Genomic DNA, 23533 nt, shown 5'->3' with positions numbered 1-23533 from the left:
GCGAGGGTCCGCCCTGTGTCGACCGCCGGTACCCCATAAGATCGGCTCGTCGGTCCGGGAGGGAGACGAATGGAAACCGAAACGCCGCTGCCGGCATGGTTCACCGGCCTGCTGGCGCATCGTCGCTGGGTCCGCCGTACCCGTCCCTTCTCGCACATCTACGTGCGTGAGGTGTTCACATCCGCGTTCTACACCCGGCTGGCCGCCGAATACGAACGGCTCCGGACCGACCGACCCGAACTGTTCGCGAAGGTGGCGCAGAATTACGGGGCGTCGGGTGTGAGCCTGGCCGAGCTGCGCGACGGGCCGTTGGAAATCTTCCTCTCGCGGGCCTGGCACGACCTGATCGCCGGAGTGGCCGGTGCGTCCGGTGTCACAGGCGATGTCGAGGGTTCGGTTCACCACCATCCTCCGGGCAGTCCGCGTGGCTGGCCGCACAGCGATCTGGCCCCCGCCTGGTTCCGGGGCAGGCCACCCGGTGAGCACGAGGTGGGCCTGCCGGACCCGGGCATCGACCTCAAGACCGGCGCGCGCACTCCGGGGGTCGAGGCGCGTGAGTTGGTCCGTGCGGTCGCGGTGCTGTTCTATCTCGGCAATCCCGACTGGCAGCCGGGCCACGGCGGGGAGACCGGGCTGTACTCCGCGATCGGCGCGGTCAATCCGCAGCCCGCGGTTTACGTTCCGCCGCTGAACAATTCGATGATCGTGTTCGAATGCACGCCGCGGTCGTGGCATGCCTTCGCCGGCGGCAACACCGCCGCCCGCAACAGTGTGGTGATGTGGCTGCACCAGCCACGCGAACAGGCGGTGCGCCGCTGGGGAGGTTTCGGAATTGCCGAATGGTGATCAGCGCCGGGTCGCCTTGGTGACCGGGGCGGGCGGGCTGCTGGGCAGCGTGTTCTGCGGCGCGTACTACCAGAACTACGACATCGTCGCGGTCTGCCGCGACCGGGTGCCCGCGGTGCCCTCCCAGGAGGAGTGGTTCATCGATCCGCTCGCGCCCCGGGCGGAGTTGCCCGAGAACGCGTCCCAGGTCTTCGTGATCCGCGCCGACCTGGCCCGCGAGGGGGAGGTGGAGCGGGTGGTGGATCTGGCGCTGGCCAAGTTCGGCGGCGTGGATCTGCTGGTGAACAATGCCGCCCGCATCGAACTGCAACCCAACGGCATGGTCGACGGCGATACCGCCCTGAACGAGTTCGAACCGCAGTTCGCGATGAATGTCGGTGTGCCACTGCGGCTTTCGACGCGCCTGGCGCAACGCTGCTGGGTCGGCGCGGATCTGCGGAACCGGGAACGCAATCGCAATATCGTCAACGTGTCGAGCCTGTCCGGATCGGAGGTGTACCCCGGCGGGCAGGCCATCTACTCCGCGACCAAGGCCGCGCTCGATCACCTCACCCGCCACCAGGCCAATGAATTCGCCGAATTCGGCGTCCGGGTGAACGGCATCGCGCCCGACTCCTTCCCGCACCGGGTGCCGACCCAGAAGGTCGCCGCCGCCATCGCCGAACTCGACGCGGGCTCGATGACCGGCCTGGTGTTCGGCGTGCTCGCGCCGCCGGAACCGCAGAGTCCGCAAACCGCCCCGGCCGAGCCCGAATCCGCCGAGCGCGAGACCGCGGCGCGACCGCCCGAAAGCCGGCCGGCACCACCGGGGTGACGGCGTGTTGCCCCTGATGCGTCACGGGGTGTCCTGCATACTCACAGCTAGTCGACCGAGAGGACCGACGCAGCTCTCCCTCGATCCGAAAGTTCCGAAAACGACATGCGAGTCGACGGGCGGGAGATACCGGTCTCCGGCAGCCTCCTGCAACCACACAACCGGCGCACCAGCGACATCCTCCGGGTGATCGCATCCGCTGCGCTGGTGGCGCTGGTCATCGCCGGCTCGCTGATCACCCGGCCGCGCTGGGAGGCGCTGGAACGCTCGATCTCGGACATTCTGGGCGTCCTGACCCCGGAACAGTCCAATATCGTGTACCTGCTGTACGGCATCGCCATCTTCGCCCTGCCGTTCGCGATCCTGGTGCGGCTGCTGTTCCGCTGGCAGTGGAAACTGCTCGGCGGATACCTGACCGCCGGACTGATCGCGGTGCTGGCGCTGTCGATCACCGATACCGGAATCTCCGCACCGCGCTGGCACCTGGCCGAACCCCAGCAGCTCAACACGTTCCTGTCCCAGTTCCTGGACGACCCGCGCTGGATCGCGATGCTGGCCGCGGTGCTCACGGTGGCCAGTCCGTGGCTGCCCGCGTCCTGGCGGCGCTGGTGGTGGGCCGCGCTGCTGGCCTTCGTCCCGCTGCACCTGTTCGTCAGCCTGACGGTGCCCTCGCGAGCGATGTTCGGCCTGGCCGTGGGCTGGTTCGTCGGCGCGGTGATCACGTTGGTGGTGGGCACGCCCGCGCTGGAGGTACCGCTGGACGGCGCGGTGCGGGTGCTGGCCCGGCGCGGATACACCGTCACCGCGATCCGGGTGGTGCGCCCCGGCGGACCCGGTCCGCTGCTGCTGTCCGCCGATACCGGCCCGAATCACCGGCTCACCATCGAGATGTACGGCCAGAATCAGCGCAGCCGGGGCATGTTGCGGCAGCTGCGGCGGTTCGTCGCCTTCCGCAGCAGTGAGCGCACGCCCGTGTTCGCGTCGATGCGCCGCAGTGTGGAACATCGCGCGCTGCTGGGCATCGCGATCGGGGATCTGGGGCTGGCCAGCAACAAACCGCTCACCGTCGCGGCCCTGGAGCGCGGCTGGACGCTGTACGCGCACACCATCCCGCGCGGGGAGATCCTGTCCGTCGCCGCGGGCGAGGAGGTGCACAAGCAGGTGTGGCAGGCGTTGCAGAACATGCACCGCGCCCAGATCTCGCACGGCGACCTGCGGGCCGAGGAGATCCGCATCGCCGATGGGCGGGTGCTGTTCGGCGGATTCTCGGCCGCGGAATTCGGCGCCTACGACACCCGCTTCCAGTCCGATGCGGCCCAGCTGCTGCTGACCACCGGATCACTGTTCGGTGCGGAATCGGCGGTGCGCACCGCGATCGAGGTGCTGGGTGAGCAGGCGGTGATCGATGCCTCGCGGCGGCTGACCAAGGCGGCGCTGCCCCGGCTGGTGCGGGCCTCGGTACACGATGCGGGCGGGGTGATGAAGGACGTCCGCGAACAGGTCCTGCATCAGACCGACGAGGACCGGATCGAGGCCGCGCACATCACCCGGTTCTCCCGCAACCAGTTCATTCAGCTGGTCCTGCTGATCGGCCTGGTGTACGTGGCCTACCCGTACATCAGCCAGGTGCCGACCTTCTTCACCGAACTGCGCACCGCCAACTGGTGGTGGGCACTGCTGGGCCTGTTCGTCTCGGCGATGACGTACGTCGGCGCGGCGATGGCGCTGTGGGGATGCGCGGGCGGATCGGTGAATCCGCGAAATCTCCTGCTGATGCAGGTCGCGAACACCTTCGCCGCCACCACCACCCCGGCGGGCGTGGGTGGTCTGGCGCTGAGCGTGCGATTCCTGCAGCGCAGCGGGCTGGGCGCGGTGAAGGCGACCGCCGCGGTGGCGTTGCAGCAGGCGGTGCAGGTGATCACGCACGTCGTGCTGCTGATCGTCTTCAGTGTGGCGGCGGGGGTGTCGGCGAATCTGTCGCATTTCGTGCCGAGCGCGACGGTGCTGTACTTCGCCGCCGGCGCGCTGCTGGGCGCACTGGGCGTGACCATGTTCGTGCCCAAGGTGCGGCGCTGGCTGCGCACCGAGGTCCGTCCGCAACTGGCCGAGGTGGTCAGCGAATTGCGTACGCTCGCACACGAACCCAAACGCCTGGCGATGATCGTGCTGGGTTGCGCGTCGACCACGCTCGGTGCGGCGGCCGCGCTGTGGACCGCGATCGAGGCGTTCGGCGGGCACACCACATTCGTGACCGTCACGGTGGTGACGATGATCGGCGGCACGCTGGCCTCGGCCGCACCGACCCCGGGCGGTGTGGGTGCGGTCGAGGCCGCGCTGATCGGTGGTCTGGCCGCGTTCGGCGTCTCCGCGGGGATCGGGGTGCCGGCGGTTCTGCTGTATCGCGTACTGACCTGCTGGTTGCCGGTCTTCTGCGGCTGGCCGATCATGCGCTGGCTCACCGACAGGGAGATGATCTGACCGCGCCTGCCCGCCCGGGTGATCGGACTCACCCTGGCGCTGTGGCGGTATGCGGCGTTATGGTCTGGCCAGATTGCGCATAGGGTTCCGCGCCCAGACCGCCTGAACGACAACACAATCAGGTCTGTGCGGACCGGACCGAGCTGCGCCACGAGGGCATTCGCACCTGCGAGGCTCCGGCATCTGAGGGGATAAAAGCCTGGAGGACTCTATCGGCCTGCCCGGATTTCCGGGCCTGACAGAGAGCCCTTCGTGCTATGAATATCCTTGCCGCCGCGGCGATCTCGGATCGATCCTCCGCCGGTGTGCCGGTGTCGGTACTGGTCGCCACACTCCTGGCCGCCGCGCTGCACGCGAGCTGGAATGCGATCGCGCACTGGATCCCGGACAAGACCGCCTCGATCACCATCGTGAATCTCGGCGGCATGGTGTGCGTCCTGCCGCTGACGTTCGTCGCGGCGATTCCCGCCGCACCCAGCCGGGGCTGGCTCGCGGCGTCGGTGGCGCTGCACGTGGCCTACAACTATCTGCTGATGACCTCCTACCGGCTCGGCGATCTGAGCCAGACCTATCCGCTGGCGCGCGGCACCTCACCGCTGGCGGTCACCCTGCTGGCGGCAACGCTGCTGGGCGAATCGCCCAGCGTGGGCCAACTCGCCGGCGTGCTGCTGATCTCGGCGGGACTGGCGTGGCTGGTGCTGTGGGGGCAGCGGACGAATCCGAGCCGCCCGGCGGCGCTGGGCGCGGCGGTCGCCACCGGACTCATGATCGCCGCGTACACCACGGTCGACGGCATCGGAGTTCGCTTGGCGCACAGCACACTCGGCTATATCGCGTGGCTGATGCTGTTGGAGCAGATCGTGATCCCAGCGGGCGCCTTCGTCACGCACGGCCGCACGCTGTGGCGCCGGATCCGCCCCGTCCGGCTGATCGGGGTGGCAGGCGGCGCCATGAGCGTGGCGGCGTACGGACTGGTGCTGTGGGCCCAGACCCGCGGGGCCCTCGCCGAGGTGGCGGCCCTGCGGGAATCGAGCATCATCGCCGGAGCATTGATCGGCACCCTGCTGTTCGAGGAAGGTTTCGGCGCAGCACGGATTTTCGCCACCTGCGCCGTCACCGCGGGGATCGCGACGATGTACCTGGCGTGAGGCTAGGCCGAATATTCCTTGCGCAGTTCGACTTTCACGACCTTGCCGCTGGCGTTGCGGGGCAGCTCCGGCACGATCACCAGATCCTTGGGGTGCTTGTAGCGCGCCAGGTTCTCGTTGAGGAACGGGGTGAGCTCCTCGAGCGTGAGGGTGTCGTCCGGATTCAGCAGGGCGACAACGGCTACCGGGACCTCGCCCCACTTCTCGTGCGGGCGGCCGACGACGGCGGCCTCGTGGATCTTCGGATGCGCGAACAGGACGTTCTCCACCTCGGCGCAGTAGATGTTCTCGCCGCCGGAGATGATCATGTCCTTCTTGCGGTCCACCACGTAGACGAAGCCCTCGTCGTCCTGGCGGACCAGATCGCCGGAGTGGAACCAGCCGCCCGCGAAAGCCTCCGCGGTGGCCTCGGGCTTGTTCCAGTAGCCCTGCATGAGAGTCGGCCCGCGGTAGACGATCTCGCCGATCTCGCCCGGCGCGACGTCGTTCATCTCGTCGTCGACGACGCGGGCCTGGATGGTGGGGATGGGCTTGCCGACCGAACCCAGTTTGCGGATCGCGTCGTCACCCTCGAGTACGCAGGTGATCGGCGACATCTCGGTCTGGCCGAACACCGCGACGTTGCGCGCGTTCGGGAAGCAGTCGTCCATCGCGCGCAGCACGGTGTCCGAGGCGGGCGCGGCGCCCCAGCACAGCATCCGCAGCGCCAGCTTGCGGGTCTTGACCGTCGGCTCCTCGCAGATCATCTGCCACTGCACGGGAACGCAGAACGCCGCGGTGGCCTGCTCCTTCTCGACCGCGTCCAGCCATTCGGTGGCGTTGAACGCGCCGAGCGGATGTAGCACGGTGGTGCCGCCGAGCATGAAATACGGTGTGAGGCTGCCGAGTCCGGCGATGTGGAACAGCGGCGAGGTGCAGAAGCCGATCGACCCGGCGTCCAACTCCATTGCGCGGATACAGGTCAGGGCCTGAGCGTTCATGTTCTCGTACGACAGCACCGCGCCCTTCGGGCTGCCGGTGGTGCCCGAGGTATACATGATCAGCGCCGGGGTGTCCTCCGGAATGTCCAGCGGGACATGGGGTTCGCCCTCTTCGGCGAGCAACTGCTCGTAACCGAGCACACCCTCGCCGCTGCGCCCGCCGATCACCACGCAGGTCTCCAGGGCGGTGGCCTGACCCATTACGCCGGTCGCCAGCGGGGCCAGCATGGTATCGGTGACGATCGCCTTGGCGCCGGAATCGGCCACGATGTAGGCGACCTCGGGCGGGGTCAGCCGGAAGTTCACCGGCACCGCGATCGCGCCGAGCGCGTTGATGCCGAAGACCGCCTCGATGTATTCGGTGTAGTTCAGCGCGAGCAGCAGCACCCGATCACCGAAGCCGACCCCGCGGCGGGACAGCGCGTCGGCGAATCGCAACGACCGCTCGTGGAACTGCTCCCACGTGGTGTCCTGCCCCTTGAACCGGAACGCGACCTGATCGGGGCGCATCACCGCGTGCGCGGCGACCTGATTGTTCCAGTGGTTGCGACGCGATCGGATCGGCTCGGCGAGCGCCTGGGCACCGGTGGTCATGCACGAACTCCCTTCGGAACCGCCGCGCGCTCGCGCACCGGCTGCCCCGATGGCGTCCACGGCTGAACAATAGTGAGAATACCAGCTAACTTTTTGCCGTGACAAGGATTACAGAGAGGGTTGTACGACATCCTTCTCATTGCGCAACATAGCAGTTCAGATAGGTGATTTACACCGATTACACGGCTCTGCGGCGACAGTCTGATACAGACGGTTCCAGATACCTACGCAAACACGGGCTTACATCAAGGGTTGTCCCGGCCCACCCGGCCATGCCACTATCGACGGCATTCGCCGCAGCGAGCCGCACACGGCGCGAGCACCAGATCCGGCGGCGGCGATGCCTGTACTTCCCGCAGCGTCACAGGGACCGCCGCCGGTCACACTCGAGCAGGAGGACACCGATGTTGCACACCAGGTTCACCGAGCGATTCGGGGTGGAACATCCGATCGTGCAGGGCGGGATGATGTGGGTCGGCCGGGCCGAACTCGTCGCGGCGGTGGCCGACGCCGGCGGCCTCGGCTTCATCACCGCGCTCACCCAGCCCACCCCCGAAGACCTGCGCCGCGAGATCGCGCGCACCCGCGAGCTGACCGACAAGCCGTTCGGCGTGAACGTCACGATCCTGCCCTCGATCAACCCGCCGCCGTACGAGGAGTACGTCCGGGCGATCATCGAATCCGGCGTGAAGATCGTGGAGACCGCGGGCAGCAACCCCGAACCGTTCCTGCCCTACTACAAGGACGCCGGAATCAAGGTGCTGCACAAGTGCACCAGCGTGCGGCACGCGCTCAAGGCCGAGCGGATCGGCGTCGACGGCGTGTCCATCGACGGTTTCGAATGCGCCGGACATCCGGGCGAGGACGATGTGCCCGGTCTGGTGCTGATCCCGGCCGCCGCCAAGGCCCTGGAGATCCCGATCATCGCCTCCGGCGGTATCGGCGACGCGCGCGGGCTGGTCGCCGCGCTGGCGCTGGGCGCGGACGGGGTGAACATGGGCACCCGCTTCATGTGCACCCAGGAGTCGCCGGTGCACCAGAAGGTCAAGGAACAGATCGTCGCGCAGGGTGAGCGCGACACCCAGCTCATCTTCCGCACCATGCACAACACCGCCCGCGTCGCGGACAACGAGATCAGCCGCAAGGTCGTGGAGATCGAGAAGGCCGGCGGCGTCTTCGAGGACGTGCGCGACCTGGTCGCGGGTGCGCGCGGACGGCGAGTTTTCGAGGACGGCGATCTGAACGCGGGCATCTGGACCGCAGGACAGGTCCAGGGCCTCATCGACGACATCCCCACCTGCGACGAGCTCATCTCCCGCATGGTGACCGAGGCGGAGGGCCTGATCAACGATCGGCTGGCGTCGTTCGTGCGCTGAGCCCGTCCGCGGTGCGGCCGGCCGAGGGGTAGGTCCCCGGCCGGCCGCACTCACCTCCGGTGCGAATGTACCCCTGGCTCAAGCCCGCTCGGCGACCGCGTTGAAATCGTGGCTCGCGATGATCTCGATGCCGTCCGGCAGGGCGTGCAGGCGTTGCACCGTTTCGAACGCGCGATCGCGATCGGCGTCGACGAGCTGTCCGGGCATCGGCGCTTTCTCCCGGATCAGCTTGATCTGCAAGGTATTCCACACCGCGTCTCCGGCCAGCAGCACATGCGTGCCGTCGTTCACGGCCAGCAGGACACCGATGCTGCCGGGCGTGTGACCGGCCAGATCCAGCAACACCACCGAACCGTCACCGAACAGATCGTGACTCGCGGGGAAGGTCAGCACCGGCGGCCCCTCGAGGTGGAGCGGACGCATCGCGCGATCGCGCAGCGTTCCCCGCACCACACCGTACGGCGCGGTCTCGCCCGTCATCGCCCACTCGTATTCGACTGCCGGAACGCGCAATTCGACCGTTTCGGGAAGTTCCAGCAAACCGGACACGTGGTCCCAGTGCAGATGTGTGGCGATGGTGAAGTCGATGTCCGAACCGGACAGGTCCCGGCCCGCGAGCGCATCCTCGAGGCCGAGCACCGGCTTGCCCGGGGCCACGAATACGCCCATCGGAAAGGGCAATCCGGGCACCACGCGCTTGTGCACGCCCGCGCACATCGCCGGATCGATCACGAACCGGGCGCGGGGATGTTCGACCAGGAACGCGCCCATCCCCATCGGCAGCGTCCCGAGGCTGCGCACACCCTCGGCGACCAGGGCGGTCGGCGCCGACATCCGGGCCTGCAACAGTGCGGTGAAGCGAACCCGGTTGCGCGGGTGTGGAACTCGGGCACATTCGAGTCCGGCCAGAAAGCCCGGATCGGGACGCCGGGGGCGCAGCAGACGCCGTGGGGTCGCGGCCAGGGCCGCGCAGCAGTGCGCGAGGGTGCCCAACGCGCGGGGTCTGCCGTCGGAGAAATCGGTCACATCACCACCTTTGCCGAACGTGCCCCGGCCGGCGAAAACGGGCCCGGAGCTCGTGTGCTGATTCACAGCGACACCGTAGCGATCCGGATGCGCACTGCAAAGCCCTTCTCCGCGCGCCGAGTTCTCGGCATAATCGACCGAGGTACCTGACGGCCGGCGGCCACCGCCGAATGCGGGGAGGAGTAGCCGTGAGGCAGCGTTCTTCGGTCGAAGGCCGGTCCACCGGACGGCGGCCGGACCTTACCTCCGCGGCGGTGACGGCCATCGCGGAGCTACTCGGCATCCCCGCTCGGGCCGTATCGGTCAGCACCCCGTTCAGCGATCTGGGGCTTTCGTCGGTGCAGCTGGCCAGGCTCACGGCCGTGCTCGAAGATGCGCTGGGCGTCGAGGTTTCGCTGACCGACCTGTTCGATCATCCCGATATCGACCGGCTCGCCGAACATCTCGCGACCCGATGACAGCCGGCCCCGGCGGCACCTCACCACCCGCATCCGTTGCCGGACAGCGGGACTCGACGACCATGACGGAATCCGGCGTCGCCTCCGTCCCCCCGGTCGCGATCATCGGCATCGGCTGCCGGGTACCCGGCGCGCGGGGCGTCGGCGAATTCTGGCGGCTGCTGCGCGCGGGCGGGGACGCGACCGGATCGCCGCCGCGCGATCGCCCCGGAGCCCGGCGGGGCGGCTATCTGACCGAACTCGACGCGTTCGACAACGAGTGGTTCGGGATCTCCGAACGTGAAGCGGCCCTGATGGATCCGCAGCAGCGGCTCGGCCTGGAAGTCGCGGTCGAGGCCCTGGACGACGCCGGGGTCGGTTACCGGGTGCGCGGATCACACACCGCGGTGCTGTTCGGCGCGTGCGGGTTCGACCACGGCACGGTGGTGCTCGGTCGCGGCGGGCACGACGCGCCGTACGCGGTCACCGGATCCGCGTTGAGCATCATCGCGAACCGGCTGTCCTACGCGCTGGATCTGCACGGGCCGAGTCTGGTGCTGGACAGCGCCTGTTCGTCCTCATTGGCGGCGGTGGACATGGCGCTGCGGCTGCTCGCCGACCACACCGTCGAACTGGCGATCGTCGGCGGGGTGAATCTTCCGCTGCTGCAACACACCTCGGACTACCTGGAGCGGGCCGGCTTCCTCGCGCCGGACGGGCGGTGCAAACCCTTCGACGCCGCCGCGAACGGCTATGCCCGTAGCGACGGGTGCACGGTGCTGATCCTGCAGCGCACGGCCGACGCCCGGCGCGAGTGCAATCGGGTGTACGCCGAGATAGCCGGCGCCGCAATCGGATCCGACGGCCGGTCGAACGGGCTGTACGCGCCGAACGGGCTCGCCCAGCAGCAGGTGATCCGCCGGGCCTGGGCCCGCGCCGGAGCCGATCCCGGCGCGGCCGGTTACGTCGAATGTCACGGCACCGGGACGCCCCTGGGAGACGCCGTCGAGGTCGGCGCACTGGCCGCGGTGCTCTCCGAGAGCGACCGAACCCACCGGGTCTGGATCGGGTCGGTGAAATCGAACCTCGGCCATCTCGAGGCCGCCGCCGGAGTCACCGGAGTGGCCAAGGCGGCGCTGAGTATCGCGCACGCCACGATCGTCCCGAACGTGCACTTCCGCAACGAGAATCCGCTGCTGAACCTCGCCGCTCGCGGACTGGCGGTACCCACCGAGCCGGTCGGCTGGGCGGCCGAGTCGGCCTCGGGCCGATTTGCCGGGGTCAGCTCGTTCGGATTCGGCGGCACCAACGCGCATGTGGTGTTGCGCGGCGTGGACACCGTCGCGCCACAACGCGTCACCGACTCTCCGGTACTGCTCACGGTCAGCGGGCGGGACGAGGACGATCTGCGCGAGCAGGCCGCGCGCTCGGCCGAGGCGATCAGCCGAGGCAACGGCTCGCTCGGCGAATTCGCCGCTGCCGCATCGCGGTCGATACCCGAGCGGATGCGTGCCGCGGTCGTCGCCCGGGACCGCGCCGAGGCGGCCGCCCGGCTGCTGGAACTGGCCGAGGCCGACGGCTCTCCCCAGGGCGACGAAGCGGCGAACGGGATCGAGACCGCCGCGGCTGCGACCACACCGCCCTCCGGAACGCCGGACCCGGCGCTCGCCGAAACCGCGTCGTCGGCAGAGTCCGGAACCACACCCGCACGCGGGACGTCGTCCGAAGGCACGTCGGTCGTGCGGCCCCCGATGACACCGCGCGAGACGAGATCCGTTGCCCCCGTGGGACATACGTCGGCGGCCGACACCGAGACCATGTCCGGGCGGGTCGCTACCGTGCCACGTGCCGCACTGCCGCCCGGGGCGGTCACCCGAGGCGCCCGGGAGATCCCGGCGGCGGTCGATGCTCTTGTCCGGGATGCGCCGGTGCATAGGGCCTCCAACGACGAAGCAGGGCGCGCGGGAGCGGTAACCGGGCCGTCCGGGCGACGGCGGCGCGGGCGGATTCTGCTGGTGTTCTCGGGGCAGGGCGGACAACATCAGCGGATGGGGCGCGGACTCGCGGCGCGGTATCCGGTATTCGCGCGGGCACTTACCGAGGCCACCGAGGCGGTGACCGCGGTCGGCGGGCCACGGGTGTGGACGCCGCGGCACGGTTTCGGGCACAGCCTCGAATCCACCGATATGGTGCAGCCGGCGCTGTTCGTATTCCAGATCGCCCTGGCGGAACTGCTGGCGCACTGGGGAATTCGGCCCGATGCGGTGGTCGGGCACAGCCTGGGCGAGATCGCGGCGGCGGTGGTCAGCGGTGCGCTCTCGCTCGGTGACGGCGCGCGGATCGCCGTGGCGCGCAGCGCGATTCTGGCGCAACTGGACGGTCGCGGTGCGATGGCGATGCTCGAGGCCACGCCGGAGGAGGCCGGGCGGCTGGTGGAACCGGTCCGCGCCCATGTCGCGGTGGCCGCGGTCAACGGGCCGCGGTCGGTCGTGGTGTCCGGGACGCCGCGTTATATCGAGACGCTGATCCGGCGAGCTACCCGACGCAGCGTCTACGCGCGGCGGATCGCGGTGGACTTCGCCGCGCACAGTCCACAGGTCCACGAGCCCGCGACCGAACTGCTCGCCCGGCTCGACGGAATCAGCCCGCGCGCACCGCGAATTCGGTTGTACTCCACGGCCCGGCCCGGCGAGGCGATCACCTCCGCCACCCTGGACGCCGAATACTGGGCCGAGAATGCCGAGCGCACCGTGGAATTCGCTACCGCACTGGAATCCGCCGCTGCCGACGGCTGCAGCACGGCGATCGAGATCTCACCGCATCCGGTTCTCACCCCGGCGATCCGCGAATTCCCGGACTTCAGCGAGGCCACCCACCCGATGGCCGACCGGGAGGACGAAGCCGCCGCATTCCTGAACGGCATCGCTCGGTTGTACGTCGAGGGCCGGACGCCGGACCGGTCCGCGCAGGGCGCGTTCACCGGGCCGATCCTCCGAAGACGCTGGCGCCACCGCACTTTCCCGCTGGTGACCCACGCCGAACCCGAGCCCGTCACCGAGGATTTGGATGATCACGTCGTGCGGGGTGTGCCGATCGTGCCCGCGATGTACTGGCTGCGCCGGCTGCTGCGGACCGCCGAAGCACACACCACGCGGCTGGCGGACTTCACCGTCGACGAACCCACCGCTCTGGCCGACCTGCCCGGTGTCGCCGTGCACGCCGGAGCCGAACTGCTCGAGGTGACCGGCGCGGTCACGCTGGCTACGGCCCGAATCACCGCCGAGCCGACGCCGGGGGAGATCGTCGGCTGGATGCGCGCGATCGATGCGCATCGCATCGCCCAACCCGGTATGCGCCCCATCGATATCGGCGAGTTCTACGCCGTGCTGCGGGCGCGCGGCCTCGATTACGGGCCCCGGTTTCGTCCGCTGCGCGGCATCGTCGCCGAAACCGGCAGCGCCATCGGCCTTCTCGGCCACATACCGTTGGACACCGCGGCGCTGGACGGCTGCCTCCAGCTCATCGCCGCCGCCGCGGGGCCGCACCTGCCCGCCCACGTCCTGCCCCTGCCCGCCCGCATCGATTCCGCCTGGCTCACCACGTCACCCGGCGTCCTGCTCGCCCAGGCCCACGCCTTCCTGCGCGACACCGACACCGATGGCCTGCGCTGCGACGTCCTGGCCACCGACCAGCACGGCGCCCCCGCGGCCGCCCTCCTCGGCGTCCGCATCCACTACGCCCGTCTCCCCGAACAGCCGCCGTCAGCCGCTATCTCCGGTAATCCCGCCGCCGGTAAGATCGCCCATTCCTACACGGCCACAACAGCTTACGAATGGCTGCGCTCCGGCTCCGCCGCTCCGGGCGGACACCGAGTGACAGCCGATGCGACGACGACGCAGACCGGCGCAGCGGAGCACCGACGCGATTCGAACGACCCCACCGGCGCGGACGGTCCGGCCGAGCGGCTGGATCTTGGTTCGGGACCATGGCAGCGGATCGGCCCGTACCCCTCGTTCGCCGATACGCCGGGAGTCGTACCGCACCGGCACGATTATCGACCGTTCCGCGGCGCGGCCTTCCAAGGCCCTGCGGCAGCGCCGGATACCACGCGAAGTGAGTTCTCCGGTGACAGCGATCTCGTCGGCCGGCAGGGTGTCGGCGGCGCGATGTCGGCCGGTTCGGCGCAGCACTCCGGCGAATACGTGGATCCCTCCGGGGTCCGGTGGGAGCAGGTCCACAGTGTGCGTGATCTTGCCCGTGGTCCGTGCGACGGGGAGCCCGAACTCGCGGCGCACGGGCTCGGGACGGTTTTGCGGCGGGAGACGTGGGTCAGGCTCGCGATGCCGGAGAGCCCTGGGGCGCAACGAGATTCGCGGACCCGGCGGGCGTTGGTGATCGGCGAGTCCCGGTTGGCGGTGGGCTTGACCCGGACGCTGGATCGGTGGGTGCCCGCCGAGCGGGTCGCCCGCGACCCGATCGAGGCGGTTCCGGTCGTATCCGCGACGCTCACCGGGCGCGAGGAACCCACGGCGGTGGTCGCGGTGTGGCCGGCGGTATCGGCTCCCGGGTCGGCGGTGGGGGAGATCGGCCGGGCTCTCGAACTGCTGCAACGGATTCAGGAATGCGACGCCATGGCGTCACTGACCGTGGTGTTGCGCGATCGCCGGAGCGTAACCCAGCAGGGCATCGCCGGATTGGTGCGGTCGCTGCAACTGGAATCGGGCCGGCCGGTACGGCTGGTGTGGGCCGGTACCGAGCGGGTCGAGCCGGGTCCGCTGACCGGCCTGACGCTGTCGGGTCATGGCCTGGACGAGGTGCGAATCGGGCCGGGCGGCGTGCAGGCCAGGCGCTTCGAACCGGTGTCCCTCCTCGCGCGTCCGGTCGAAATCCGGCCGGTGGGAGCCTATGTCGTGACCGGCGGTCTCGGCGCCCTCGGCGCGGCTGCGGCGCGATGGCTGCTGGACCGCGGCGCCGGTGATGTGGTGGTGCTGACCAGGCAACCACGTCCGCTCCCGCCGCTGCTGGAGGGCCTCGAGGACCGGATCGTGGTACTGCGCTGCGATGTCACCGATCCGCGCGATCTGGCCAACGCCCTGCACGACGTCCGCGAATGCGGCGCGCCCATCCGCGGGCTGGTGCATGCCGCGGGCACCCTGCACGATGCCGAATTCGGTTCTGTGACAACGAATCAACTCGCGTCGATGTTCGAACCCAAACTCGCCGCGACTGCCGATCTGCTCGATCTGACCGCCGCCGACCCGATCGATTTCGCCCTGCTGTTCTCCTCTGCGACCGGAGCTCTGGGCGCACCCGGCCAAGCCGCCTACGCCGCGGCGAACGCCGCCCTGGACGCCCTCGCGGAGTCCCGCGCGGACCGCAAGGTTCTCAGCATCGGCTGGGGCAGTTGGGAATCGGGCCTGGCCGCCGTCGCGGGCGGCGCCGAACATCTCCGCCGCGCGGGCGTCATCCCGTTCAGCACGGCGCGCGGCACCGCGATCCTGGACGCCCTGCGCGGCTATGCCGGGCCGCACGTGCTCGCCATGGACTACACGCCCACCACGGACGATTCCCCCATAGCCCGCCGCCTGCGCACCGCCCTGCCGACGGCTGCCCGGGGCCCGGGCGAACCGGGCTCCCCGGCCGATGCACCCACAGCTCGAATACCGGTGAACTCCGATATGCCCGGGAGCGAATACGGGTATGCCTACGGGCCGACAAGCCCAGCGGCCGATCCGGTTTCCGCGGCGGGCTCCGCCGGTTCGGCAGCGGGCCAACGCCCGGCGCTCGACACGTCGGCTGCGAATGTGCCGGTAACACAGGTGGTTCGGGCCGCACTCGCCGCCACCCTGGGAATCACGGCGGAAAGTATCGGTCCGGAAGCGGAATTCACCGGGCTGGGGCTGTCCTCCCTGCTGGCGATCGAACTGCGCCGGACGCTCGAGGCCCGGCTCGGGGTTCGCATCGCGACCGCCGAACTCTTCGAGCACCCCACAGTAGCGATGCTGGGGGCGGCGCTGTCCGCACGGCTGTCCCGCGCCGGCGGGGAGACCGGATGAACGAACCGGCCGACGCGCTCGCCACGGCGGTCGCGCGATGGGCCGCCGAGCGTCCGGACGCGCCCGCGTTCACGGCGCTGTCGTATTCCGGTCCGCAATGCCGGTCGCAGACCCTGACGTTCAGCGAGTTACACAGTGCTGCAAGTGTTCTCGGCGCGAAAGTCGACGCGATGACGGCTCCGCGGGATCGGGTCGCCATCTTGTGCGATCACGGCCTGAACTACGTGGTGGCTTTTCTGGCCTGTCTCCATGGTTCCCGAGTGGCCGTGCCGTTGTTCCCGGTCGAGCGTCATCGCAACGCAGATCGGCTGGCGGCGGTCCTGGACGATGCGCGACCGGCACTGAGCCTGGTCGACCCGGGCAGCGAAATGCGCACCGCGGCCGACGGGTTCGCGACCGGCGTCGTCGCGCCGGTTACCGTCGAGCCGGCAGCCACCGCGGTACCGCCACAACCGGCCACCGAACATCCGGCCTACCTGCAGTACACCTCCGGCTCCACGAAAAGCCCTGCCGGAGTGCGGGTATCGCACGCCAATCTGGCCGCGGCACTCGATCAACTGCGCGGCGGACTGCCCGTCGCGAACCGCAAACCCATCGTCACCTGGCTGCCGTTCTTCCACGATATGGGCCTGGTCTTCGCCATGTCGCTGCCGCTTTACACCGGCGTGCACGCGGTGAGCCTGCCTCCGGCCGAATTCGCCAAACGACCGATCCGCTGGTTGCGAGCCTGCGGCGACTATCGAGCCGGGGCCACCGCCAGCCCGAATTTCGGCCTGGCTCACGTCGTTTCGGCCAGCACGCGGCAAGAGCGCGAGGAATTGGACCTGTCCGAGCTGGAGCTGGTGCTCAACGGCGCGGAGCCGATCCGGGCCGAGGTTCTGACGGCGTTCACGAAAGCCTTCGCACCCCACGGTTTCCGGCACAGCGCCCATACCGCCGGATACGGCCTGGCCGAGGCAACCCTGCCGGTCACCTTCGGCGCACCCGGCGAACCACCCGCGGCGGCCGAATTCGATCGCGCGGCCCTGGCCGACGGGCACGCGATCCGCGCCGAACCCGGCGCGGGAATCCGGCTGGTCGGCTGCGGCACACCCGCCGGCCAGCAGGTCCGCTTGGTCGATCGATCCGGAGCCCGGGTGGCCGCGGGCACGGTCGGTGAGATCTGGGTTCGCGGCCCGAATGTCTGCGCCGGATATTTCGGCAAACCTGGCGAGACGGCAGAGACTTTCGGCGCGCGAGCCCCCGGCGAAACGGAGAACTGGCTCCGCACCGGCGATCTCGGCTTCCACCACGACGGTCAGCTCTACATCGCGGGCCGCCTCAAGGACCTGATCGTGATCGCGGGCCGCAACCACTACCCGGCTGATATCGAAAGCACCGCAGCCGATTCCGCACCCGAGGTGCGCACCGGCCACATCACCGCATTCGGTGTGGACGACGGCGCCCACGAGACGTTGATCCTGGTCGCCGAGTTGAACGAGCCGCCCGCCGATGCCGCCGAGGTGGCCCGCCGGATCCGCGCCGCCGTCGCCTCCGCGCACGATATCGCCCCGGCCGAGGTGGTGCTGGTCGAACGCGGCCAGATCCCCAAGACATCCAGCGGCAAAGTGCGCCGCGGCGAGTGCCGAATCCGCTACCGCCGGAACGAGTTGGTACGCGTCGGCCCCTCGCCCACGGTGTAGGCCTGATCCACACCCATCCACAGGCCGTGGCGCATGAGCGACGGCCGTGGCGGCGGGCGCGGTCGTGCTGTTCTTCGTGCTTCGCCGGCTGGAACGGTCCGGACTGCGCCGTCGCGCCCATGCGGTCTCCGAACAGCGAAGATTCGCACTGGAGTTACGGGTTGGCCTGCCCCGTCCACTGCGGCGGATGAATGCGCTTCGACCGATCGGGTCGGCGCGGATCCACGACGCTTCTGCCCGGCAGGCAAACACCGGGCAACGCCGGGTGCGCACTGCCGAGAGCTGCCGGACCGGTGGAAGGCCGACACACGGTAGTGACCGCTCGTGACCGAATTCGGCGCGCCGCCACCCGATTCGCCGGATCGTGTGATGAAGGTCACTCGCTGATTTTCGCGTCGGCCGTGACCATTCGCATCGCGAGGGAATATCCGGGACGGGACGTCGATGAGTTCAGCACGACCACTCCGGCGAGTACACCGAGCGCGGATCCGACCTACCGGAGAACGGGAATGCTCATGAAGAGTAAGGGCTTCACGAGACGTCGAACAGCGCGAACACACTCAGGACGAGGCGGTGGGTCCTCGGCCGAGCAGTCGATCCGTCTCGCGCCGTTCGCGTTTGGTGGGACGTCCGGCACCACGATCCCGGCGCGGCATCGTCGCAACGATCTCGGGAGCGGGTGGCGGCGGACTCTTATCGATCAGGCACTGTGCGGCGATCGCCGCGCCCACACGTTTGGTGATGACCTTCTCGACTACGACGATGCGGTCGAGCCCGTTGATCCGGGCACGCACCTCATCGCCGGGTTTGACCTGATGAGCAGGCTTGACCGCGACGCCGTTCACCTTGACGTGCCCGCCGCGACACGCGGTCGCGGCGGCCGACCTGGTTTTGAACAGCCGGACAGCCCAGGTCCAGGAGTCGACCCGGGCTGTACTCGGTTGCGCCGAGGGCAGTTTCGCTTCCAGAGCGGTACTGGTCGCGAGGATCAGGCGACGCGACGCGCGGTAACGATCGAATGCGGATCGAGGTGCGCGTAGCTGACGGTCTCACCCGACTGCGGCGCCTGCAGGATCTTGCCGTCGCCGGCGTACATCGCCACGTGGCCGCCGCCCTCCTGGATGACCAGGTCGCCGGGCTGCAGGTCCTGGTAGGCGACCGGCTTGCCGACGTGCGACTGCTCGAAGCTGGTACGCGGCAGGTTGACTCCGGCCTGCTTGTAGGCCCACTGCACGAGGCCGGAGCAGTCGAAGCTCTGCGGGCCCGAGGCACCCCAGACGTAGTCCGAGCCGATCTTGCTCTTGGCCGCGCTCAGCGCGATGTTCTGCGGGCCCTGGTGGTCGTTCACACCGGGCAGGGCCGCGGTCAGACCGGGAATATTGGGCTGCTGCGGGCTCTGCGGGGCCAGCGCCTTCTGTGCGGACTTGATCTGATCCGCGTGGTCCTTGATCAGATCGGCGTGATCGGCGAGCGCCTGATTCACGGCCTTGACCTGCTGAGTGAACGAGGAATCGACCGGCACATCGAAATCACCGACACCGGGAACGTTGATGGTCTGAGCCATCGCCGACACCGCGGGCATGGCTCCGGTAGCCGAGGCGACCGCACCCATGACGAGTGCGCCCTTCACGGAATTCGGGAGCCGAGATTCCCGTTGCAGACTGTGTTTACCCACCGAGCTGAGTCTCCTGTTTCTTCCACTCCACCCGCCGACCGAGTTAGCTGACGGGTTCGGGCCGGGAAGATCGGTCCTACCCCGACCGACCTGTTTAGCCGGGCGAGGATTCACCCCACTACATCTGGGTCCTCGGTTCAGCGAACGAGCTTGCGCCCGAACGCCGATTTGGCGGTGACTCGACTGGCCGTTTCCCCTACGAAGCGGCCCACTTCGTCAAGTCACGAGAAGATTACGGCCAGCACGTGATGTTGTCCACCCCACAGCGCGGCGTGTTTTGCCGACCTCGACGAAGGCCCAGCACAGAGCCGCGATTCGGCGTGTCACGCGGCGGGTAACGGACCGATCTCGGCTCGGACACAACTGTTATCGACTCGGGTTGGAACGTTATCAACTCGATTCCGTCCGTTATCGACGGGCAAATCCAGCGCGTCGACACCCCGGCCACGACGAATCCTCTCGCCCACCGATCGGAGCCCGCGAACGGGCAGCCGCGGGTTCAGTCCCCGCTGCCGTCACGCTCGGCGAGCGCGCGTTCGAGTTCCGCGATGCGGCGCCGGGCATCGGCCAGTCCGGTCTCGAGCTGACCGAGCGCCATCACGAGCGGACCGACCGCGAGATCGGCCACCAGTTGCGGATCGTCGAAGCCCTGGCCGATCGCCTGGAGGATGTTCCCGCGAATGCGCGCCGCGAGAACGGCTTCGCGCGGCACATTCCACGATCCGACGACTTCGGCGGTGCCGCCCTCGGGTACCTCGACATCCGGTACGCCGGCATCGGGTTCCTCGCTCATGACTCTCCTGCGCCTCGGCCACCCGGCATCGCGACGGGTCACATCATCTGTGCCAACAACCACCAGCCTAGAGACCGCGTTCCCGGGCCGCACATCCCTCGCTAGTCACATCTAGGGAACGCGGTAGATGTCCGAAGATTTTCCGCGCGACACACTACGGTGGAACGGCATGGACCCCGTGCGCAATCCGTATGCTCCCGGCGCCGGACAGCGCCCGCCCGAACTCGCCGGGCGGGCGAAACAGCTCGACGCGTTCGACGTGGTGCTCGAACGCATTTCGCGCGGGCGGCCCGAGCGCAGCGTCATGCTCACGGGATTGCGCGGCGTCGGAAAGACGGTGCTGCTCAACCAGCTTCGGTCGGCCGCGCGCGCACGCGATTGGGGCACCGGCAAATTGGAGGCCAGGCCGGATCAGGAGCTGCGGCGGCCGCTGGCCTCGGCTTTGCACATGGCGGTGCGGCAGATCGCCGTGGCACACCGCAATCTGGAGATGGTCGACGACTTCCTCGGCATACTCAAGGCTTTCGCGCTGCGCGCCACCGTCGACAAGGGGATGCGCGATCGCTGGCAACCGGGTATCGACGTGCCGGCGGTGACCGGCCGCGCCGACTCCGGCGATATCGAGATCGATCTGGTCGAATTGCTGATGGAGGCCGCGCAGGTCGCCCGCGACATCGGCGTCGGCATCGCGATATTCATCGATGAGATGCAGGATCTGGGCGCGGCCGATATCTCCGCGATCTGCGGCGCGTGTCACGAATTGAGCCAGGAGGCAGCGCCTTTGATCGTGGTCGGCGCCGGCCTGCCGCATCTGCCCGCGGTGCTGTCGGCCTCCAAGAGCTACTCCGAGCGGCTGTTCAGTTATCACCGCATCGACCGGCTCGATCGGGAGTCGGCCGATCTGGCGCTGATCGCCCCGGCCGAGCGCGAGGAGGTGAAATTCACTGCCGAGGCGCTGGATTCGCTGTATCTCAAGGCCGATGGATATCCGTACTTCGTGCAGGCCTACGGCAAGACGACCTGGGACCTGGCCGCGCAGAGTCCCATCACCGCCGAGGATGTGGAACTCGCCGCCCCCGCGGCGGAGGAGGAGTTGGCGGTCGGCTTCTTCGGGTCCCGATACGAGCGGGCCACCCCGGCCGAGCGGGAGTACATGCGGGCCATGGCCGAACTGTCCGGTGACGACGGCCCGGTGGCCACCGCCGCCATCGCCAAGGAGCTGGGCCGCCGCCCCGCTTCGCTGTCACCGGCTCGGGACGGCCTGATCAAGAAGGGGCTGATCTACTCGGCCGAGCGGGGAACCATCGGGTTCACCGTGCCGCACTTCGGCCGGTACCTGCGCAGCGTCGCCTGATGTGCGAACGCCGGGAAGGCATCCGGTCCTTCGAGGGTGAGCGTGACCGGTCAACACCGAGCGATTCGGGAATCTACCCATAGCTAGCTGGTTTCCTAGATATCCATAGATTCCTATCGTCGATTCCCACATCGATTCCGAAGACCCGTGGCCCACCGAAGCGGACCCGAGCTGTCGATGTCTCCCGGCATCGTGAGGCCGCGACTGTCTCGTTGGGCGTTCCAGCCCGCGGCCATGCGTCCGCAGCTTTCTCTAAGTAGATCTACGCGAAGCGCAAGATAGGTCTAGAAATCCGGACAGACCTGCTGCGGGACTCGCAACGGAGCCACCGCGCGCCAGGACCGGCCGGTCCCGCGCCGACCGGCGGTCGACGACCGGCCGCAATTCCACAACGCGTGGATAACGCCCGTTTGGCCTGGTTAACGCCCTGGCAATTCAACTCGACAACCGGGCAAGAACGGACTCGCACCAGGAGGACGTCATGTCCACGACCGCACTCCCCGCCGCGACCGGCGAGGGCCGGCATGCCACCGTCAGCGCCGACGACGGCACCCCGCTCGCCGTGCGCGTCTTCGGCGCGGACGACGCGACCCTCACCGTCGTCTTCGTCCACGGGCACTGTCTGCGCGCGGACTCCTGGTCCTTCCTGCGCGAGCAGCTGCTGCCGCACTGGGACCCGGGCACCCGCATGGTGTTCTACGACCATCGCGGGCACGGTGATTCGGGTGCGGCCGATCCGTCCACCTACACCATCGACCAGCTCGGCCACGACCTGGACGCGGTGCTGCGCGCGGTCGCGCCGACGGGACCCGTTGTGCTGGTCGGGCATTCGATGGGCGCGATGGTCACGCTCGCCTACGCCCGGCTGCATCCCGCGGCGATCGGAACCCGGGTGGCGGGCATCGCGCTGCTGGCCTCCGCGGCCGGCGGCATCACCAGCGTCGGGCTGGCTCGGGTGCTGCACCGGCGCACGGTGACCACGTTCCAGGTCGCGGTCCGGCGAGCGCCACGAGTCATGCAGGCGTCCAAGCAGTTCGGTCGCCGGGTCTTCGAACCCGTCATGCGCGAGGCGAGTTTCGGCACCCGCGCGGTGAGCCCGCGCATGGTCGCGGTCGCCACCGCGATGCTCAACGACACGCCGTTGCTGACCATGGCCAGTTTCCTGGACTCGCTGATCCGGTTCGACGAGACCGCGACCCTGGCGCTGCTGGCCGATCTGCCCGCACTGGTTCTGGCCGGTTCGGCGGACATCGTTATCCCGTTCGCGCATTCGGTGGTGCTGGCCTCCCAGCTGTCCGCGGCCGAACTGGTGCGCCTGGACGGGGCCGGGCACAGCGTCATCCTCGAACGCGCCGAAGAGGTCGCGATCGCGGTTCTGGCCCTTGTCGAGCGGGCCCGAGTCACCTGCGCGACGCCGAGTCCGATCTGCGCGATCGCCGGATGAGCTTGGCACAACAGCCGAAACGCCTGGTCCGCGAGGTGTTAGAGCCAGAATCGAAAAGTTCGCGTACTGTGTTGTAGATCACGATGTGCGGTCGATCACAGTAAGATCATCTTCGGCCGCATGGGGCGGCACAGCGCCGAGTCGCCCTCATCCCGCTCGAGGAGGTTTCGATGACACGCAGCGATATTGCGGAGCTCCACTTCGCGGTCGGGCAGCTCCAGCAGTGCATCGGCGCACTGCGCGGCCACTACGGCGACGCCCGTTCGGTCCGCCGCCTGGAGAACGACCTCGAACGGCTCCTGCTCGACACCGAGGATTTCGAGCAGGCCCCGCCGCCGGAGGTCAGCAGCCGCCGCGAACAGGACATCATCTACGTCCCGGACAGCAAGTCCGACGAGGCCGCGTGGATGGGCGCCCAGGACGAAGGTCTCGGCTTCCACTCCCGCCCCCGCACCAAATAGGTAACGCTCACCGCCGCTCACCGCGCTGGCGCCTCCCCGCGACTTCGGCGTTGTTGAGCGCGGGGAACCCGAGCTTCGGGCCGGCGGCCGAGCGGGCGGTACCCGGTGAGTTACCCATGTGCTCCCGGGACGAGTTTTCCTTTCCCGCTATCGCGGGGTTGGGTGATCGGCTGCCGCCGGTGGCGTGATCGTGTGCGTGGACCGGCGGCGCTGCCGTGTCGCTCGCCGAGTGCCGGGCCCAGTTCCGCACATCCTGGTGCGGTGGAACGCCCGAGGAGCTGGGTCGCCGCTTTCCGCTTGCGAAGTGGACCGGCGTCCGTCGCGCGGTGATGCCGGCAGGTAACTTCGGGCGGCTCCGGCACCCGCTTC

Annotated in this window: 16 protein-coding genes and 1 riboswitch; of the genes, 11 read left to right on the top strand and 5 right to left on the bottom strand. The window is 68.9% G+C overall.

Features of this window, described 5'->3' with window-relative positions; genetic code table 11:
- Window positions 1–69 precede the first annotated feature (69 nt).
- The 4 genes from AC5WS7_RS14850 to AC5WS7_RS14835 all read left to right on the top strand — a co-directional run bounded on the left by AC5WS7_RS14850 (window position 70) and on the right by AC5WS7_RS14835 (window position 5286).
- Window positions 70–846: a 2OG-Fe(II) oxygenase family protein gene (locus AC5WS7_RS14850; RefSeq protein WP_495955037.1), complete on the top strand. Its 777-nt coding sequence runs from the start codon at window positions 70–72 to the stop codon at window positions 844–846.
- The gene (locus AC5WS7_RS14845; protein ID WP_495955036.1) at window positions 833–1660 is read left to right on the top strand and encodes an SDR family NAD(P)-dependent oxidoreductase; all 828 of its coding nucleotides are present in this window, start codon (window positions 833–835) and stop codon (window positions 1658–1660) included. Before AC5WS7_RS14850 ends, AC5WS7_RS14845 begins: the two co-directional genes overlap by 14 nt.
- Window positions 1661–1765: 105 nt before the next feature.
- Window positions 1766–4138: a flippase-like domain-containing protein gene (locus tag AC5WS7_RS14840; protein ID WP_495955035.1), complete on the top strand. Its 2373-nt coding sequence runs from the start codon at window positions 1766–1768 to the stop codon at window positions 4136–4138.
- A gap of 257 nt (window positions 4139–4395) precedes the next feature.
- Window positions 4396–5286, top strand: a complete 891-nt coding sequence (locus tag AC5WS7_RS14835; RefSeq protein ID WP_495955034.1) for an EamA family transporter — start codon at window positions 4396–4398, stop codon at window positions 5284–5286.
- Between the two features lie 2 nt (window positions 5287–5288).
- Here the strand turns inward: AC5WS7_RS14835 and fadD5 are convergent, their stop codons facing one another.
- Entirely contained in the window at window positions 5289–6860 is a 1572-nt protein-coding gene (gene fadD5 / locus AC5WS7_RS14830; RefSeq protein ID WP_495955033.1) for a fatty-acid--CoA ligase FadD5, read from the bottom strand.
- A gap of 404 nt (window positions 6861–7264) precedes the next feature.
- Here fadD5 and AC5WS7_RS14825 point away from each other — a divergent pair, with 404 nt between their 5' ends.
- Window positions 7265–8236, top strand: coding sequence for an NAD(P)H-dependent flavin oxidoreductase (locus AC5WS7_RS14825; RefSeq protein ID WP_495955032.1), 972 nt, complete (start codon window positions 7265–7267; stop codon window positions 8234–8236).
- A gap of 78 nt (window positions 8237–8314) precedes the next feature.
- Here the strand turns inward: AC5WS7_RS14825 and AC5WS7_RS14820 are convergent, their stop codons facing one another.
- A complete protein-coding gene (locus tag AC5WS7_RS14820; protein ID WP_495955031.1) occupies window positions 8315–9262 on the bottom strand; it encodes an MBL fold metallo-hydrolase in 948 nt (315 codons plus the stop codon).
- Window positions 9263–9450: 188 nt separating this feature from the next.
- Between AC5WS7_RS14820 and AC5WS7_RS14815 the strand changes: the two genes are divergently transcribed.
- From AC5WS7_RS14815 to AC5WS7_RS14805, 3 genes are all read left to right on the top strand, one after another.
- The gene (locus AC5WS7_RS14815; RefSeq protein ID WP_495955030.1) at window positions 9451–9720 is read left to right on the top strand and encodes an acyl carrier protein; all 270 of its coding nucleotides are present in this window, start codon (window positions 9451–9453) and stop codon (window positions 9718–9720) included.
- A 62-nt stretch (window positions 9721–9782) separates the two neighbouring features.
- Window positions 9783–15755: a type I polyketide synthase gene (locus AC5WS7_RS14810; protein WP_495955029.1), complete on the top strand. Its 5973-nt coding sequence runs from the start codon at window positions 9783–9785 to the stop codon at window positions 15753–15755.
- Entirely contained in the window at window positions 15752–17437 is a 1686-nt protein-coding gene (locus AC5WS7_RS14805; protein ID WP_495955028.1) for a fatty acyl-AMP ligase, read from the top strand. The genes AC5WS7_RS14810 and AC5WS7_RS14805 overlap by 4 nt, the downstream gene beginning before the upstream one ends.
- Before the next feature lie 560 nt (window positions 17438–17997).
- Here AC5WS7_RS14805 and AC5WS7_RS14800 read toward each other — a convergent pair.
- The 3 genes from AC5WS7_RS14800 to AC5WS7_RS14790 all read right to left on the bottom strand — a co-directional run bounded on the left by AC5WS7_RS14800 (window position 17998) and on the right by AC5WS7_RS14790 (window position 19905).
- Entirely contained in the window at window positions 17998–18393 is a 396-nt protein-coding gene (locus AC5WS7_RS14800; RefSeq protein WP_495955194.1) for an RNA-binding S4 domain-containing protein, read from the bottom strand.
- 32 nt (window positions 18394–18425) lie between these two features.
- On the bottom strand, window positions 18426–19112 hold the full coding sequence (locus tag AC5WS7_RS14795; RefSeq protein WP_495955027.1) for a C40 family peptidase: 687 nt from the start codon (window positions 19110–19112) through the stop codon (window positions 18426–18428).
- An 18-nt stretch (window positions 19113–19130) separates the two neighbouring features.
- Window positions 19131–19296, bottom strand: a riboswitch (cyclic di-AMP (ydaO/yuaA leader).
- A 315-nt stretch (window positions 19297–19611) separates the two neighbouring features.
- Window positions 19612–19905, bottom strand: a complete 294-nt coding sequence (locus tag AC5WS7_RS14790) for a hypothetical protein (protein ID WP_495955026.1) — start codon at window positions 19903–19905, stop codon at window positions 19612–19614.
- A gap of 169 nt (window positions 19906–20074) precedes the next feature.
- Here AC5WS7_RS14790 and AC5WS7_RS14785 point away from each other — a divergent pair, with 169 nt between their 5' ends.
- The 3 genes from AC5WS7_RS14785 (at window position 20075) to AC5WS7_RS14775 (ending at window position 23164) form a co-directional block, all read left to right on the top strand.
- A complete protein-coding gene (locus AC5WS7_RS14785) occupies window positions 20075–21259 on the top strand; it encodes a DUF8462 domain-containing protein (protein ID WP_495955193.1) in 1185 nt (394 codons plus the stop codon).
- 481 nt (window positions 21260–21740) lie between these two features.
- Complete coding sequence (locus AC5WS7_RS14780) at window positions 21741–22703, top strand: alpha/beta fold hydrolase (protein ID WP_495955025.1); 963 nt, start codon at window positions 21741–21743, stop codon at window positions 22701–22703.
- A 170-nt stretch (window positions 22704–22873) separates the two neighbouring features.
- The gene (locus AC5WS7_RS14775; RefSeq protein ID WP_495955024.1) at window positions 22874–23164 is read left to right on the top strand and encodes an Rv0250c family protein; all 291 of its coding nucleotides are present in this window, start codon (window positions 22874–22876) and stop codon (window positions 23162–23164) included.
- Window positions 23165–23533: the final 369 nt, after the last annotated feature.

This window comes from Nocardia sp. PLKS1-43, from assembly GCF_059510335.1.
This window is presented reverse-complemented; position numbering and strand designations above follow the sequence as displayed.